This is a genomic window from uncultured Bifidobacterium sp., assembly GCF_949292005.1.
In the GTDB taxonomy this organism is placed as follows: domain Bacteria; phylum Actinomycetota; class Actinomycetes; order Actinomycetales; family Bifidobacteriaceae; genus Bifidobacterium.
Window position 1 is genome coordinate 14485 of the sequence record NZ_CASEXV010000032.1, and the last position, 16683, is coordinate 31167.

A 16683-nucleotide genomic window follows, 5' to 3' on the forward strand; every position below is an offset into this window, starting at 1 on the left:
TCGGACTCCGCCACAGAGCATATGTTAGCGCACACGTTTGTGCACACGTTGTCAGAAAACATTGCGCGATTGCGGTCATGACTTCTGGTTCCTCAGTCGTTCGCTTGAGTTGGGCCGATGGATCGCAGGCTCATGCGAGATGCCGGAGAGCGTCTCTGTGGGGCTGGGTTCGGAAATCCTCCGGACTTTCGAACCTGTCTGCCGCATGTCCGATGACCGCGGGTGCCATCGTTTGCACAATTTCTCTTTTAGGAGCATAATATAGACGTGTCGGGTTGATGGCGTCGTGGAGACGTGCGCCATCCGTGTAACTGTGGATCCGACTTATGTGGAAGAGAAAGGTTCAATGATGAATCGGACGATAAAGTCAGCCATGGCCGTGGTGGCCGTGGCAGCCATGTCCATCGGAACCCTTGCGGCATGCGGAAGTTCGACTGCGTCGAGCGACAGCACGGGCAAGGTCTACTACCTCAACTTCAAGCCTGAGGTGGCCAGCGACTGGAAGAAACTCGCGACCGCCTACACCAAGAAGACCGGGGTGAAGGTCACTGTGGAGACCGCGGCCTCGGACACCTACGAGCAGCAGCTCAAGAGCGAGATGGCCAAATCCAACGCGCCGACACTGTTCCAGGTCAATGGCCCTGTCGGATACGCCAACTGGAAGGATTACACGGCCGACCTTTCCAATACGGCCATCTACAAGGAGCTGCAGAACAAGAGCGTCGCGCTCAAGGACGGCAGCAAGGTCGTCGGCGTTCCCTATGTGATGGAGACCTATGGCCTGATCTACAACAAGGACCTCCTCAACAAGTACTTCAAGCTTTCCGGGGCGAAGGCCACATCCGTGGCCGATATCAACTCCTTCAAGAAGCTGAAGGCCGTGGCCGATGACATTCAGGCGCGCAAAAGCGAGCTTGGCGTCAAGGGCGCGTTCACATCAGCCGGATTTGACTCAAGCTCCGACTGGCGCTTCAAGACCCATCTCGCGAACCTTCCGCTGTACTACGAGTTCAAGAAGGACAACATCACCTCGCAGCCGGCGACCATCAAGGGAACCTATCTTCCTGAGTACAAGCAGATCTTCGATCTGTACCTGAAGGATTCCACCACAGACGCCAAGCAGCTGAGCTCGAAGACAGGCGACGACGCGACCTCGGAGTTCGCTCTCGGGCAGGCGGTGTTCTACCAGAACGGCACTTGGGCGTGGAGCGATCTGAAGAAGGCTGGCATGAAGTCCAGCTCGGTCAGCATGATGCCGATCTACATCGGTGGGCCCGATGAGGAGAACGAGGGCCTTGCCACAGGGTCCGAGAACTACTGGTGCATCAACTCCAAGGCCTCCGAGGCCGACCAGAAGGCCACCGCGGCGTTCCTCAAGTGGGTCATCACTTCCAAGACCGGCAAGGACATGCTCAGCCAGACCATGGGCTTCACCACACCGTTCAAGACGTTCAGCGACGAGACCAGCGACAACCCGCTTACCGAGGCTGCCGTGGCCGACCAGAAGTCCGGTCGCACGCAGGTCAGCTGGAACTTCACCATGATGCCGTCCGAGCAGTGGAAGAACGATCTGGGCAACGCACTCCTCGAGTACGCTCAGGGAACCGGCAAGTGGAGCGCCGTCAAGACGGCCTTCGTTGACGGATGGGCCACTGAGTACGCCTCGGCGCACGAGTCCTCCTGATCCGTTGTGAACTGGACGACGGGCTTCGGCCGGCTGATGTGGAATTGCCGGTTGAAGCCCGTCGTTTGTTATGCAAGTCGATGTTCATCGCGCTGCACGCTCATTGTTTCGCGAGGTTCTGTGGTGCAAAGAGCGCGCAGCGTCCTTCGTGGTCGGCGCTAGACCGAAGGTGATGGTCCGGTGCTCGCTCTGAGTATCAGCTGAGCGGGGATGGTCTCGAAAGGTGTGGCGGTCTGTCCCTTTTCGATGAGGTCAAGTGTCTTCTCGCCCGCGAGCTTCGCCAGTTGGAGTGGGCTTTGCCGGATGGTCGTCAATCCGATGTCATGCGCGTAGATGCCGTCGTCGTAGCCGATAATCGACATCTCGGAAGGGATCTTGATCCCACTTCTCATGAGTTGGAACATGAGGGGGATGGCGATGTCGTCCTCCTGACAGGCGACCGCGGTCGGAGGTTTGGCTTGATCGAGCAGCTGGCTGAGAATCCGGGGTATTCTATCGGGGCTATCACTGGCGACAATGGTGGCCGGATGGGCCCCCGTCTTTTCGCACTTCTTCACGAAGGCCTCGTAGCGCTGTTGGACGCTGAAATGCAGTGACACGGCGCGTGCCGTCCGGACGTAGGCGATGGAATCATGCTGCAGTCCGATCAGATGCCGGGCCATCAAGGAGGCTCCCTGTTCGTCGTCGATGTTGACCGCAGCGGTGAATCCGGCTTCCCGTGGCGACGCGCAGTTGATGCCGACTATGGGCACACCTGTGTCGCTGAGTCGTTCGATTTCCTCGGAATCAACACCGAACGAGACGACGATCACCGCGTCGGCGTTGCGGCGCACGGGAAGCATGCTGAAGAACTCACGGCGTTCCTCGATGCTGGAGATCTGGAAAATCGATAGATCGTAGCCTTGGGGGTGCAGCGACTGATTAAGCCCCTCAATAATCGACGCGCTGAACCATCGTCTGATCTGATCGCTCATGAGCAGCGCAACGCGTAGCGCCTTTCCGGATTTCAACGCCGCTGCGGAGCGCGATATGGAGAAGTTCACATCTTCCGCGATCCGCAGCACCTTCTCGCGGGTGGCCGCCGACACCATCGAAGGACGTGTGAAGGATCTCGACACCGTCGAGACCGAAACGTTGGCCATGCGGGCGACGTCCTGAATACTGATTCCCACAAAGAGCTCCTTAGCGGAATTATGTGATTCCATGATCAAAAAATTCCAACGTTTGCAGAAGTCTTCACTGACTGTGAAACCTCAATGTTTCATTGGCAATTACGCATCATAGCAGGATTTTTTGACGGCGGTCGAGCGGCTTGTGACGCCTTACAATGACAACGTTTGATTTTTATTCGCAAGGTGATACTCTAAAAGTCGATGGGGTCCGTCGCCGACGATTCAACAACGTTGCGATCGCCGCGGAATCTGGAGCCCCATGACCCTACTCGAGGAGGAGAAAGTGGGCGCGATATGATTTCTATGGCTGGAAAATCCATACGTCGATGGTGGGCGCTTTTCGCTCTTCCCACTTTTGCGGCGTTCCTCATCGGTTTCCTCATTCCCTTTGTGGCGGGCGTGTATCTGAGCTTCTGCAAGTTCAGCACCGTGACCGATGCCAAATTCGTGGGACTGCGCAACTATCGGCATGTGTTCTCGGATTCGACGTTCATTCATGCGCTGTGGTACACGGTCGCCTTCACCATCATCACAACGGTGATCATCAACATCGTCGGATTCGCCATCGCCTATATGCTGACCAAGGCCATCCGCGGCACCAATCTTTTCCGTTCCGTGTTCTTCATGCCGAACCTCATCGGTGGCATCATCCTGGGCTATGTGTGGATGCTGCTTCTCAACGGATTCCTGGCGCATTGGGGCCGTTCGATTACGTATTCAGGTGTCTACGGCTTCTGGGGCATGGTGCTTCTGGTGTCGTGGCAGCAGATCGGATACATGATGATCATCTACATCGCGGGCCTGCAGAGCCTGCCGACGGATGTCCTCGAGGCGGCCGCGGTCGATGGGGCCAGTGGCAGCCAGACTTTGTTCAGGGTCACCATCCCGCTGATGATGCCCTCCATCACGGTGTGCACGTTCCTCACCGTCACCAACGGGTTCAAGCTCTTCGATCAGAACCTCGCGCTTACCGGAGGCGCGCCTTCGTACAAGTCCGAGCTTTTGGCCATGAACATCTATAGGACGTTCTACGGCAGGATTGGATTCGAGGGCGTTGGGCAGGCCAAAGCCGTGGTGTTCTTCATCATCGTCGCGGTCATCGCATTGATTCAGAACAAGCTCACCACCAGCAAGGAGGTGTCGGCATGAGTGAGAAAGTCAAACATCCCGGTTTGTGGACGGTTCTGTTCACAGTAATCTCCCTGGCGTGGATATTCCCCATCGTGCTGGTGCTCATCAACTCCTTCAAACAGAAGGTCTATATATCCGCCAACCCCTTCTCGCTTCCGAACAAAACCTCGTGGGTTGGTCTGGAGAACTACACGCGTGGCATCGAGCTCACGGGCTTCGTGTCCAGCTTCGGGTGGACGGTCGTCATCACCGTCGGAGCCGTCGCCCTGATCCTTCTATGCACGTCCATGTGCGCATGGTGGATAGTAAGGGTCGACAACTGGGCGGCCAAGCTGCTCTATCTCCTGTTCCTGTTCAACATGATTGTGCCGTTCCAGATGGTCATGTTCACGTTGTCGAAGCTTTCCGACATGTTGAGCCTGAACACCCCCTGGGGGCTGTGGATCATCTATCTGGGCTTCGGAGCGGGACTCGCGGTGTTCATCTTCACGGGAGTCATCAAGGGGATCCCCCACGAGCTTGAGGAGTCCGCGATGATCGATGGCGCGAGCGTGCCGAGAATCTTCTTCCAGATCGTCGTCCCCATCATGCGTCCGTCGGTCATCTCCGTGGCCATCCTCGAGACGATGTGGATCTGGAACGATTACCTGCTTCCGTATCTGACCCTTGATCTGGGCAAGTACAAGACGATTTCCATAGCGGTGCAGTATCTCAAGGGTGGATATGGCTCCGTGGACATTGGAGCCATGATGGGCTGCTTGGTGCTGGCCATCATCCCGGTCATCATCTTCTATCTGGTGTGCCAGAAGTACATCATCAAGGGGGTCATGGCCGGAGCCGTCAAAGGCTGACGCCATGGATTCCGATCCTGTCAATGGGTGCGTGAGCCGTGATTGCGGTTCCCGCGCCCATTGACGATAGAAGCGAACTCCGTGGAGTCGCAATCTACATGATTATGATCTCCACGGGCACTATGAAGTCACCAGGGCACCATGAAATCACTATGAGGAGGATGCATGTCTTTTCTTTCCCCCGACTCCGCGTTCATGCGCAGTCTGTCGACCATCGTCGACGCGATAGTGATCACCGTCATGATGGCCATAAGCAGCATTCCGATCATCACCATAGGGGCCGCCGCGTCCGCCGGTCATGACGCCATACGCCGTTCCCTTATCGGTCAGGGCCATCTGGTCCGCAACTACTGGCGTGCTTTTCGCGGGAACTTCGTGAAGGCGACCATCCTGTGGTTGTTTTTCGCCGGCGTGCTGCTGCTTGAGGTGTATGCCTTGTTCTTTCTCACGGCGAGCCCGATGCTCATTCCCAAATTCGCGGTCGCTATTATCTGGGTCATTGGATTCGAGTGGGTGTGGGCCTTCCAGGCGCGTTTCGACAATACCGTCGGGAGGACGTTGATCAACGCCTATGTGGTGGGTGTCTCGCACATCGGAGCGACCGTCGTCATGGTCGCAATCGATGCGGCGTATGTCGCGATTGTCATCGGATCGTGGAAATACATGCCAGGGGGTCTTTTCCTCCTCGGGCTTCTGGGATACGGGATGCTGATTCTGCTCCATACCCCCTTCATCGAGAAGGTGTTTCGCCCCTATGTGAGTCGGCATGACGGCCCGGAAGATTCGGGAAGCGCTCTGGCGGCCGAGCGTGATTCGCAGGTCTCCCCATCCTGATTCCCGCCGGTGGCGATGCTTGCTGACCCGGCTTGGTTGGTTCATCATTCATCGGAAGTTACCATTTCGTCCAACTCATGTCGACATCCACGTTATCGTCCGTTCCTAGCGTGGATTCCGGCCGGACAGCAGCCCTCAACGGGTGCCGCCGCACCATGCGGCGAAATGTCCGTGACCGGAAAGGATGAGAAAGTGAGAAGACATCAGAGGTTGACCGCGGTGGGTGCGTCGGCGCTCGCCATGGGAATACTCGTGGCGTTCCCCAGCATCGCCTTCGCTCAGGATGGTAAATCCGCCTCCCAACTTGCGGGGCATGGGGCGGCACAGCGTATCGCTCAGACGGGTGTGTCATCCAAAGCGAAGAACGTCATCCTGTTTATCGGGGACGGTATGGGCGATTCCGAGATCACCGTCGCCCGCGACTATCTCAAGGGGGCGTCCGGTTCATTCGATGGTCTTGACTCCATCGGACAGTCCGGTGCACTGACCTCGAGCGGTGAGACCGGAACGGGCCAGTACACGACCTATTCGCTCGGATCCAACAGCTCCACAAAGGGAGTCGTGACTCCAGTCACCGATTCCGCGGCATCGGGATCGAGCTGGGCGACCGGAACGAAGACATACAACAACGCCGTGTCGGTGGACGTCTCGCAGAATGCTCAGCTGAACCTCATCGAGCTTGCCAAGGCCAAGGGACTGGCGACGGGGAACGTCACGACGGCCGAGGTGCAGGATGCCACGCCGGCCGTCCTGGAATCGCATTCGACCCAGCGGTCGTGCTACGGCCCGCAGGGGAAGACGGACGGAACAAGCAACAATGCTTCCAAGAACTGCGATGCGTCGCAGCTTAAGGAAAACGGAGGCATCGGATCCATATCGGAACAGCTGTTGGATACGCGGGCCGATGTGACGATCGGCGGTGGATCGAAGTATTTGAAGCAGACCGCGCAAGCCGGTGAGTACTCAGGAAAGACATTGTGGGAGCAGGCGAGCTCACGAGGATTCCAGACCGTGTCGAACGATGTCGATTTCTTCTCGAATCTCACCTACAAGAAGGGCCATCCCGTTCTCGCGCTGCTGTCGGATGGGAACATGCCGACGCAGTACAACACGACACCCGCGTTGAGCCAGAAGGCCACGAAGGAGCGTGGGGCCGTGACGTGCTCGACGAACTCCTCGTGGTTGGGGAACAAGAACTCGTCGGGCAATTCGGCGTCGCTCGCGGATATGGCGACCAAGGCCGTCGATCTGCTCTCCGCCCAGGTGAGCGACAAATCCTCGAATACCTCCGGATTCTTCCTTCAGGTCGAGGGCGCGTCGATAGACAAGCAGGACCATGCGGCCAACGCATGCGGCCAGATCGGCGAGACCGACGATCTCGACAAGGCCATCTCCGCAACGGTGGCATCGCTGAAGGCCTCGGGCCAGCTGGACGACACGCTGATCATCGTCACCGCGGACCACGCCCACACCAGCCAGATCGTGTCCGATGCGCCGGCCTACGCGCTGAGCACCATTCTCAGGTCCCCGGTCGATGGTTCCACGATTGTGGTGTCCTACGGAACCGCGACGTCCGTGGACTCGGGAGCCGATGATTCCAACGTTGGATACACCGCCGGCGGCATGGAGCACACGGGAACCCAGCTGCGCATAGCAGCCTCCGGGCCGGGGGCCCGAAGAGTGACGGGTCTGACGGACCAGACCGACAACTTCTACACCATAGCCAAGGCGCTGGGGCTTGCGGCCGACACGTCGGAGCAGAAGGCGCTGTCGGATTCAGGCAAGGTTTCGGTGACGATTGACGATGGCAGCAAGGCCACGGCCAGCGTCACGGGATTTGACGGAGACGCCGTCCTGTCCTACTCGCTGAAGGACAACACCGGAAAGGTCGTTGCCTCGTCGGTGTCGACCAGCCGTGCGGCGTCCATCGACGGCGTCAGCGGGGTACGGGTGCGCACCGGTCAGACCACGCCGATCGATCTTGGCTCCGTGGACACGGGGGCCTCGTACACGCTGACCGTGTCAGGGAAGCAGTCCGGACGGTCGGTGTCGGTGCCGTTCGCCGCCCCCTCTCAGGATGGTCAGGTCAATCCGGGGGCCGACAAGTCCGGGGAGGATCAGTCGGATCAGCGTGAGGTCGCAGTGGCTTCGGTCGCGGATCAGAAGGGTGCCGCCGGTCCGCTGGGCAGCACCGGATCGGCCGTGATGGCATTGGTGGCGGGCGTCGCCATGCTGGCCGTCGTCGCGGGCGTGGCCTTCGCAGCCAGACGGGGAATGTTCCGTCGCTGAGTCCGTTCCTCCGGTGATTCGCGGATTTCGCGGATAGGGTCCGCTCCGGGGCCGGTCGATGGGTCGCCATCCATCGACCGGCCCCGTCGTCCGTGGCGGTCGTGTCCTGCCGATGCGGTGGATGTGGAGGCGTTGTGACTTTTTTCGTCGATCCGGGAATAAGAGGTGACCATTCAAAGTTGAGTGATGTAGGCTCAAGTTTCGGAACCACGACGGGCGAACGCTCGGCGAGGACGAAGAACCGTGAAGACGGTGGCTTCAACCGAATCCGAGAGCGCATACCGGAAGACAAACGAACAACAACAAAGGAGAACAACCCTATGGGACGTGCAGTAGGCATCGATCTGGGCACCACGAATTCCTGCATCGCCACGCTTGAAGGCGGGCAGCCGACGGTTATCGTCAACGCCGAGGGCGCGCGCACCACGCCATCGGTGGTCGCGTTCAGCAAGTCCGGCGAGATTCTCGTCGGCGAGGTGGCCAAGCGTCAGGCCGTGACCAACGTCGACCGCACCATCAGCTCGGTCAAGCGCCACATGGGCACTGATTGGACCGTTGACATCGACGGCAAGAAGTGGACGCCGCAGGAGATTTCCGCCCAGGTCCTCATGAAGCTCAAGAGGGACGCCGAGGCGTATCTGGGAGAGTCCGTCACCGACGCCGTCATCACCTGCCCGGCATATTTCAACGACGCTCAGCGTCAGGCCACCAAGGACGCGGGCAAGATCGCCGGACTCAACGTCCTGCGCATCATCAACGAGCCCACTGCCGCCGCTCTGGCCTACGGGCTGGAGAAGGGCAAGGAGGATGAGCGCATCCTCGTCTTCGATCTTGGCGGCGGCACGTTCGACGTGTCCCTGCTGGAGATCGGCAAGGACGACGACGGCTTCTCGACGATCCAGGTCCAGGCCACCAACGGCGACAACCGTCTGGGCGGCGACGACTGGGATCAGAAGATCATCGACTGGCTCGTCGGTGAGGTCAAGAACAAGTACGGCGTCGATCTGGCAAAGGACAAGATCGCCTTGCAGCGTCTCAAGGAGGCTGCGGAGCAGGCCAAGAAGGAGCTGTCGAGATCGACGTCCACGTCGATCTCGATGCAGTATCTGGCCATGACACCCGACGGGACCCCGGTCCATCTCGATGAGACGCTTACGCGCGCCCATTTCGAGGAGATGACCTCAGACCTGCTGGGACGCTGCCGCACTCCGTTCAACAACGTGCTGTCCGATGCCGGAATCAGCGTGTCCGACATCGACCATGTCGTTCTCGTGGGCGGATCGACCCGTATGCCCGCCGTCAAGGATCTCGTCAAGGAGCTGACGGGTGGCAAGGAGGCCAACCAGTCCGTCAACCCGGACGAGGTGGTCGCCGTGGGCGCCGCCGTGCAGTCCGGCGTCATCAAGGGCGATCGCAAGGACGTTCTGCTGATCGACGTGACCCCGTTGTCTCTCGGGATCGAGACCAAGGGCGGCATCATGACCAAGCTCATCGACCGCAACACGGCCATTCCGACCAAGCGCTCCGAGGTGTTCTCCACGGCCGAGGACAACCAGCCCTCCGTGCTGATCCAGGTCTATCAGGGCGAGCGTGAGTTCGCCCGTGACAACAAGCCGCTGGGAACCTTCGAGCTCACCGGAATCGCGCCGGCCCCCCGTGGGGTTCCGCAGGTCGAGGTCACCTTCGACATCGACGCCAACGGCATCGTGCACGTCTCCGCCAAGGACAAGGGAACGGGCAAGGAGCAGTCGATGACCATCACCGGCGGCTCGGGTCTGCCCAAGGACGAGATCGATCGCATGGTCAAGGAGGCCGAGGCTCACGAGAGCGAGGACAAGAAACGTCGTGAGGATGCCGAGACCCGCAACCAGGCCGAGGCCTTCGCCTACCAGACCGAGAAGCTCGTCAACGACAACAAGGACAAGGTCTCCGAGGACGTGTCCAAGGAGGTCACCGAGAAGGTCGAGGCGCTGAAAGAGGCCCTGAAGGGCGAGGACATCGAGAAGATCAAGGACGCCCAGAACGAGCTCATGACCTCGGCCCAGAAAATCGGGCAGGCTCTGTACTCGCAGCAGGGCGACGCGGCCTCCGCGGAAGCCGGTGACGCCGGAACCCAGAACAAGGCCGATGACGACGTCGTGGACGCCGAAGTCGTGGACGATGACGACAACGGCAAGGGCAACGAGTGATCATGCCCCAGTTCGACAAGGACGACTACCTCAAGGACATCCCGGATGTGGACTCGCTCAATCAGGAGGGGAAATCCTCTGACCCGCGGCCCGATGGACCGGTGGACGGATCCGGTTCGCCCGTATCGCAGGACGGCCCGGAGAATGCCGCCGGATCCCAGACGACTGATACGACCTCCGGCGATCAAACCGGAGACGCGTCGGCGTCGGGTCCGTCTCCGGACGGTGAGAACGACGGTGATTCCCCGCAGGACGATTCCCTGACTCCTCTGGGGCAGGCCAAGAAGGAGGCTGCGGACTACCTTGAGGCTCTTCAGCGGGAGCGGGCGGAATTCGTCAACTTCCGCAACCGCTCCGCCAAGGAGCAGGAGCGATTCCGTCAGCATGGGATCATCGACGTGCTGACAGCGCTTCTTCCCGCGTTGGACGACATCGATCGCATCCGTGAGCACAGCGAGATGGACGATTCCTTCAAGGCCGTCAGCTCGAAGATCGACAAGGCCTTCGAGCGGTTCGGAGTCGAGAAGTTCGGCGAGAAGGGCGAGGAGTTCGATCCCACCCGACATGAGGCCGTGCTTCATCGTCCCGATGACACCGCGACCAAGGAGACGGTCGACGCCGTCGTGGAGGCGGGATACCGCATCGGTGATCGCGTCATCCGCGCGGCGCGCGTGGTCGTGGCTTCGCCGAAATCGTGAGAGCCGATCGCTGATTCCGGCGTCTTCGGAACGTCGCATGAACGGTCCGCCCGGCTTGCGCCCCGCGGGCCGTTCCCGTATCACCACTTTGTTCGTAAGGAGACAGCATGGCTGAGAACGAATGGCTGAGCAAGGACTTCTACAAGGTCCTTGGCGTCTCCAAGGACGCCAGCGCCACGGACATCACCAAGGCGTACCGCAAACTTGCTCGCCGATATCATCCGGACCTCAACAAGACCAAGGAGGCCGAGGAGAAATTCAAGGACATCTCCGAGGCATACGACGTCCTCAACAACGCCGAACAGCGTCGCAAATACGATGCGATCAGGCAGTTCGGCATGGGCGGGGCGCGTTTCTCCGGCGGATCCGGACAGGGGGGATTCGATGCGTCCGGCTTTCAGGACATCTTCGGATCGATGTTCGGTGGTGCCGGAGCCACGGCCCAGGGAGGGTCGGGGGGAAGCCGAATACGCTTCTCGACCGGCGGCGCGGGTCAGCCGAACATGAACGACATATTCTCCATGTTCGGCGGCGCTCCTGGCGGCTCGGGATTCGGTGGACGTTCGGGGCCGACGGGAGAGACCGCGCGTCCCCGGAAGGGCGAGGATCGCCAGTCCTCGATCACGCTGACGTTCCGTCAGGCCGTGAAGGGTGCGACGGTGTCGTTGAGCGTGGGGGGAAGCTCGTTCAAAACGCATGTTCCCGCCGGAGTCCGCGACGGGCAGAGAATCCGCATCGCCGGAAAAGGGCGGGAGGGGCATAACGGAGGCCCCTCCGGGGATCTCTATCTGTCCATCAACGTCAAGCCCAGCAAACGGTTCACGCTGGACGGCAGGAATCTCGTCGCGGATCTTCCCGTGACGGTCGCGCAGGCGGTGCTGGGCGGGAAGATCTCCGTCAGCGACATCGATGGATCCGACGTCGTCATGAAAGTCCCCGCGGGCTCCTCCAGCGGCGATGAGGTCAGGGCGAAAGGGCATGGGGTGCGCTCGCGCGAGGGCGACGGCGATCTGATCGGTCGCATCCGCATCGTGCTGCCCGGCAGACTGGATGGCGCCCAGAAGAGGGCCATCAGGGATTTCGATGCGGCCAGCGGGGACTTCGCCTCCGAGGTGGAGGCGAAGCGTACTCCGGGCCGGGAATGAGGCGTACATGATCGCCGTCACGATGATGGTGATCGGAATAGTCGGAATAGTCGGAATGGTCGGAAGCGGCGGAATAGATGGGAGGCAGAACCATGATGCATGTCGATGGCCAGATCAGGCACGCCTATCTTGAGGGCGCCGTATCACTCATTCGGGGGGACGGGGACCTCGACCAGCTGGATGACGCCGGATTCGACATCAGCCTTCCCGTGTTCGCCGTCGGACAGGTCGCCGCCATGGCGGGGGTCCACCCTCAAACACTTCGCCAGTACGACCGTCTGGGAATCGTCGTTCCGAAACGCACCCAGGGCGGGGCCCGACGGTATTCCCTTCGTGACGTCGGCCGTCTGTGCGACGCCCAACATCTTAGTCAGGAGGATTCCGTCAACCTCGCCGGAATCCTGCGGATCCTCGATCTTGCCGAGGAGAATCGGCAGCTGCGCAGACAGATACGACGCATGCGGCAGGGGTCGGAGTCCACCGTGTTCGCATCCACGCCCGAGGGCGAGATCGTCGAGGTGCACGGGGAGACGAGCATCGGTCTCAGACGTGAGATCCGTGAGAGAACGGAGAGCTATGTGGAACGGCCGTTGATAATTGTGGGGCAGGAACGCCCTACGACCGGTTCCGCCGCTCTGGTGGTGTGGAAGGAATGCCGGTGACGCCTTCGTGGTCTCCCCGGACTCCCCTTGGCCAGAATCCTGAATTCCGTTCATGGTATGAGGTATAACGATAATGGTGCCGCGTGGAGTCCATGGCGTTTTCTTGTTCGAGGAAATTCTCATGAGGTGGATGGAGAGAAATGGCCGATGGCGGGAACGAGGGGCTGATTGCCAGGCATAGCCGTGGAATCTACGGTCCTCCCATACGCGAACGGCTTATGGCGAGAATCGGTGATGCGCCCATCACCATCCTGTGCGGGCTGTTTTGGCTGGGGAAAAGGGAGCTTCTCGAGCAATGGTACGACGGCGCGCGTCGTTCGCGAAAGGTTCGTCGCATCGTTCTTCCCAGCCGCAGGCTAAGCGAGAGACAGGTTCTGTCTCTGGTACTCGAAGGCCTTCGCATGGACGCCAGTCTGGATGGCAGGACGCATGCCATCATCGAGTCCCTCGGCCGCGGAATGGTGGATTCGGCCGGCCTCGCCCGCATCCTTCCCGATCTCATGCGCGGAGTCGCAGGAAGCACCGTTCTGCTCGTCGCCTATGATCGGCATGCGACCGCGGGTCTTGACCGGCTTCTGGTCCTTGCGGCACGTTCCGGGGTGAACATCGTGTGTTCTCTTCTGGATTCCACGGATCTGCAACGTCAGTCCTCCGAGGCGGGGGTCCGAACCTGCGTCATCGAGGATTCCGAGCTTCTCATGCGGGAGGACGAACTCGGGAAGCTCGCCTTGCTCTGCGGTGTGCGGCCCGATCCTGCACTGATCGGGAAGGTCATGGCCCTGACTGCGGGGCATCCCGTTCTGTCGGGGGCGCTTTTCGAGCGTCTGCAGGGCGTCGACTCCGTGGAATCGGCGCGTGGGTTCGTGGTAGTGCGCGGTTCCGGCTCGGGAGCGAGCGGGGAGCCCTCCGTGGTGGATCCCGAGAGCGTTACCGAGTCGATGGTAGTCGAGACGTGCGCACTTCTCAGATATCAGACGGGTGAGCTTCTCGGTCTTCTTTCAGGGCCGCAGGGGGAATCCCCCTTCATCGCGGTCTGTCGAGCGCTCGCTCCGTTGGCCGGTGTCGGCGTGGACGCCGTCCGTCATGTCCTTCCGGATGCGATGCCCGTCATCCAGCGTCTTGTGGATGCCGGCTATGCCCGGCTCGAGGCCGGTGGTGGCGGTGCTCTGAGATTTAGCTGGGTCGTCGGCATCCGATGTCTGCTTATGGACGGCCTGCCGTCCGACGATTCCTCTCGTGAGGCGGTCCTCGGGATCTCGTACCGTTACGCCGAACAGGGGAGGCTGCGCGAGTTCATGTCATCGCTGGATGGCTGCCATGATGCGACGCTGATGGAGGCCGTCGTGGAGACGTACTTCTCCGACATCCTCTGGGGTCTGATGCTCCGTCCCCTCGGCTCGCCCAGGTGGGAGGACTCGGTCGCCTTGTCGTCCGAGACGACGCCGATGACGGTGATCGTCGCGGGATTCCTTGCGCGGGGCGTGGGTCGCTTGGACGAGCGCTGCCGTGACCGCGTCAGGTTTGCCGTGAAGTCCCTCTCGCGTCGATGCTCGGGGTCTGACCTTTCGTCAGGCGGGGGATTCCCGGTCATGCGTGATCTGGAAAGGGGCACCGGCAACGACGGTCGGCCGGAGGGCACGACGGTCGTTGCCCTCGACCGGACTGCCGACGTAAGACGCCATATCAACGGTCTTATGGCCCAGCTGGTCGGAACCGCCCTCATCGGACAATGGTCCGCCGTACCTCGTCTGGAGGACGATCTTGAGGACGCGGTCCTCGGTGTGCGCGGCAGGCAGGTGCTGTCCGGCAAGGAGGAGTCGAGGCTGGACCTCGGATTGGCGTTCTTCTCGTTCCTGCGGTTGAGGTTCGCCCATGCGTGGCGGGCCCTCGACCGTTCGCAGGTCAATCTTTATGAGCGCAACGCTGGAACGCAGATGCTGGCGCGCCGCCTTGCCCATGTTCTCGGTCTGGTCACGGGGGAGGCGATCAGGATCCAGGTGGGTTCCGATGAGTCCGCCTATCGCGATCTGATGCGTCGCGTTCCTCTTCTTGCGGTTCTTGCCGACGTCCTATCGCGGATGGATGCCGTGTGGGAGCCGATGATGAGGGGGGACCTCGATGCGGCGGTCCGGGTGATGGCCGGGATTCGCGGTGATTCTTCCCCTGACGTATCGGCGATTCCCGTCGTCCGGTGGACGGAGATGACGGTTCTGCTGCTTTCCGGACGCTTCCGCGAGGCCGGCGAGAAGCTTGATGGATTCGACCTGGTCGAGATGCAACGGGCCCACTACGGCGGTGACCTCGCCATGCTCGTCATGCTGCTGGTGCGGCTGCGTCGTCCTGATTCGCTGGCGCGTGTCAGGGGTCGGAATGCGTTTGGTGGCATGAATGAAGGGCATGACGAGGGTCGTCCGACGGTCGGAGAGCCCGACGAGTCGATTTCTGCACTGGATGCGAACACGGATGACGGTGGCGGCCGCTCCGTCGGTGAGGCCATAGGGCGGCTGTATGCGGGTGAGCCGGTGACGGCCGACGACATCCTTGCAGGGTACCCGGGGGGCCTTCAGATGCGGGTCGCGACGATTCTGGGAATGATGGGTGTGGCGGCGGCGATCCGTTCCGGTGATCGTTCCGCGGCCGATTCGCTCTGCCGCGGAATAATCGAGGGCGTTCCGTCGGGGAACATCATCATGACGTTGCGGGTTCTGTCCGTGTCGGACGTCGAGGCGCTCGCCGAGCTCCCCGCGATGCGCAAGGCCATGCACGACGATCTGGCGTTGGCGGCGGCCGTCGCGGAGTCCCCGGAGTGGGCGCATGTTCTTCCCGATACGTCCTCGCACGTGTTGACGGTGGCGCAGCTTGCCGTCCTACGAAGCGCGGCGAAGGGCCTGAGCAACAAGGGCATTGCCGACGATCTGTGTCTTTCGACGAATACGGTGAAGACCCATCTGAGACATATCTATCATGCGCTGGGCGTCTCGAGCAGGGGAGAATGCCTCAGCGAGGCGAGAAGGCTGTCCCTTATCGACTAGGCTCCGTCACTTCGGACGGTTCCAGGTGCGTCCCCGTCTTGTCCTTCATGTTCGGCCCATATCCATCACCCCGGGTGATTATTGGGATGGCCAAAGGTGGCGAGGTGGGTGGTCTCGTCTTCCCCGCGGGTGATTTTCATGATGAAAAGCATCAATTCCGCCTGTTGTTCGATCCACGCCGTAGAAATCCCCAATAGCTTCGAACCTGAACATAAGCCAAAGGGGGCTTGGAAGGTCGGATTCCGCAACGCGGATTCGGACGGCCCCCAAGCATCCCCGGGCATGAAACAGTCACGAGAGAATGCAGGGGATTAACGCATATGGGTCGTCATACGATGAACCGTTTCTCAGGTCCGCGTCACGCCGCGTCGAAGGCGTTGCGGGCGTTCGGGTCGATCGGAAGGCGTGCGAGGGCCGTCATGGCGTCGATCGCCGCTATCGCGATGATGACGGGCATGGTCCTCGTCGCCGGGCCCGCCGCCACGGCGGCCGTTGCGAACGCGGGAATCACCACGACGCTGACGACCAGCTCGGGGAGCTTCGACCGTGATCCGGTCCTCAAGACCGGGGATACGGTGACGCTGAAGGTCTAGTACGACAAGACGACGGTCACCCCGGGCTCCACTGTGACTATCGCCATGGGGAAGGGACTGTCCGTCGCTGCCAACGGCAGCATCCCCGTGCCGGACGGGAACAAGGACGACATCAAATCCATCACGGTCGACGCGGACGGCACCGTCGAGATCACATTTGCGGACACTCTGGACACCAGCTCCTCACAGCAGGCCCTGCTCGACCTGAAATACACGGTCGATTCCGTCAGCACGAGCGAGAAGACGGACGTCACGTGGACCGTCGATGGGACCGCCAGCAGCAAGGCGGTCGTCCTCGTCAAGGACGGTGACACCCCTACCGATGTGACGGACGGCGCATCGAAGAGCCTGTCCGGCTATCTCGGAACGACGGTGACGGTTACTGACGGCAAGGTGTCCGTGA

Annotated in this window: 13 protein-coding genes; 12 read left to right on the forward strand and 1 reads right to left on the reverse strand. The window is 60.8% G+C overall.

Annotated elements, in window-relative coordinates:
• The first annotated feature begins 328 nt into the window (after positions 1-328).
• Positions 329-1684, forward strand: coding sequence for an ABC transporter substrate-binding protein (locus tag Q1X90_RS02600; RefSeq protein ID WP_300766234.1), 1356 nt, complete (start codon positions 329-331; stop codon positions 1682-1684).
• 158 nt (positions 1685-1842) lie between these two features.
• Here Q1X90_RS02600 and Q1X90_RS02605 read toward each other — a convergent pair whose 3' ends face one another.
• The gene (locus Q1X90_RS02605) at positions 1843-2856 is read right to left on the reverse strand and encodes a LacI family DNA-binding transcriptional regulator (protein ID WP_300766236.1); all 1014 of its coding nucleotides are present in this window, start codon (positions 2854-2856) and stop codon (positions 1843-1845) included.
• Between the two features lie 294 nt (positions 2857-3150).
• Here Q1X90_RS02605 and Q1X90_RS02610 point away from each other — a divergent pair, with 294 nt between their 5' ends.
• From Q1X90_RS02610 to Q1X90_RS02660, 11 genes are all read left to right on the forward strand, one after another.
• The gene (locus Q1X90_RS02610; protein ID WP_300766238.1) at positions 3151-4005 is read left to right on the forward strand and encodes a carbohydrate ABC transporter permease; all 855 of its coding nucleotides are present in this window, start codon (positions 3151-3153) and stop codon (positions 4003-4005) included.
• Positions 4002-4838, forward strand: coding sequence for a carbohydrate ABC transporter permease (locus Q1X90_RS02615; protein WP_300766240.1), 837 nt, complete (start codon positions 4002-4004; stop codon positions 4836-4838). Before Q1X90_RS02610 ends, Q1X90_RS02615 begins: the two co-directional genes overlap by 4 nt.
• 165 nt (positions 4839-5003) lie before the next feature.
• Positions 5004-5672 (forward strand): YesL family protein, encoded by a 669-nt coding sequence (locus Q1X90_RS02620; protein WP_300766242.1) that lies wholly within the window; start codon positions 5004-5006, stop codon positions 5670-5672.
• Positions 5673-5864: 192 nt separating this feature from the next.
• Positions 5865-7961, forward strand: a complete 2097-nt coding sequence (gene phoA / locus Q1X90_RS02625) for an alkaline phosphatase (protein ID WP_300766246.1) — start codon at positions 5865-5867, stop codon at positions 7959-7961.
• A 320-nt stretch (positions 7962-8281) separates the two neighbouring features.
• Positions 8282-10150: a molecular chaperone DnaK gene (dnaK, locus tag Q1X90_RS02630; RefSeq protein ID WP_300766251.1), complete on the forward strand. Its 1869-nt coding sequence runs from the start codon at positions 8282-8284 to the stop codon at positions 10148-10150.
• 2 nt (positions 10151-10152) lie between these two features.
• Positions 10153-10848: a nucleotide exchange factor GrpE gene (gene grpE / locus Q1X90_RS02635; RefSeq protein WP_300766268.1), complete on the forward strand. Its 696-nt coding sequence runs from the start codon at positions 10153-10155 to the stop codon at positions 10846-10848.
• 107 nt (positions 10849-10955) lie between these two features.
• Positions 10956-11993 (forward strand): DnaJ C-terminal domain-containing protein, encoded by a 1038-nt coding sequence (locus tag Q1X90_RS02640; protein WP_300766255.1) that lies wholly within the window; start codon positions 10956-10958, stop codon positions 11991-11993.
• Positions 11994-12085: 92 nt separating this feature from the next.
• A complete protein-coding gene (locus Q1X90_RS02645) occupies positions 12086-12655 on the forward strand; it encodes a helix-turn-helix transcriptional regulator (protein WP_300766257.1) in 570 nt (189 codons plus the stop codon).
• A 140-nt stretch (positions 12656-12795) separates the two neighbouring features.
• On the forward strand, positions 12796-15687 hold the full coding sequence (locus tag Q1X90_RS02650) for a LuxR C-terminal-related transcriptional regulator (protein WP_300766259.1): 2892 nt from the start codon (positions 12796-12798) through the stop codon (positions 15685-15687).
• A 320-nt stretch (positions 15688-16007) separates the two neighbouring features.
• Positions 16008-16280, forward strand: coding sequence for a hypothetical protein (locus Q1X90_RS02655; RefSeq protein WP_300766262.1), 273 nt, complete (start codon positions 16008-16010; stop codon positions 16278-16280).
• Positions 16281-16313: 33 nt separating this feature from the next.
• Positions 16314-16683: hypothetical protein (locus Q1X90_RS02660; protein ID WP_300766266.1), on the forward strand; the 370-nt coding region annotated here is incomplete at its 3' end.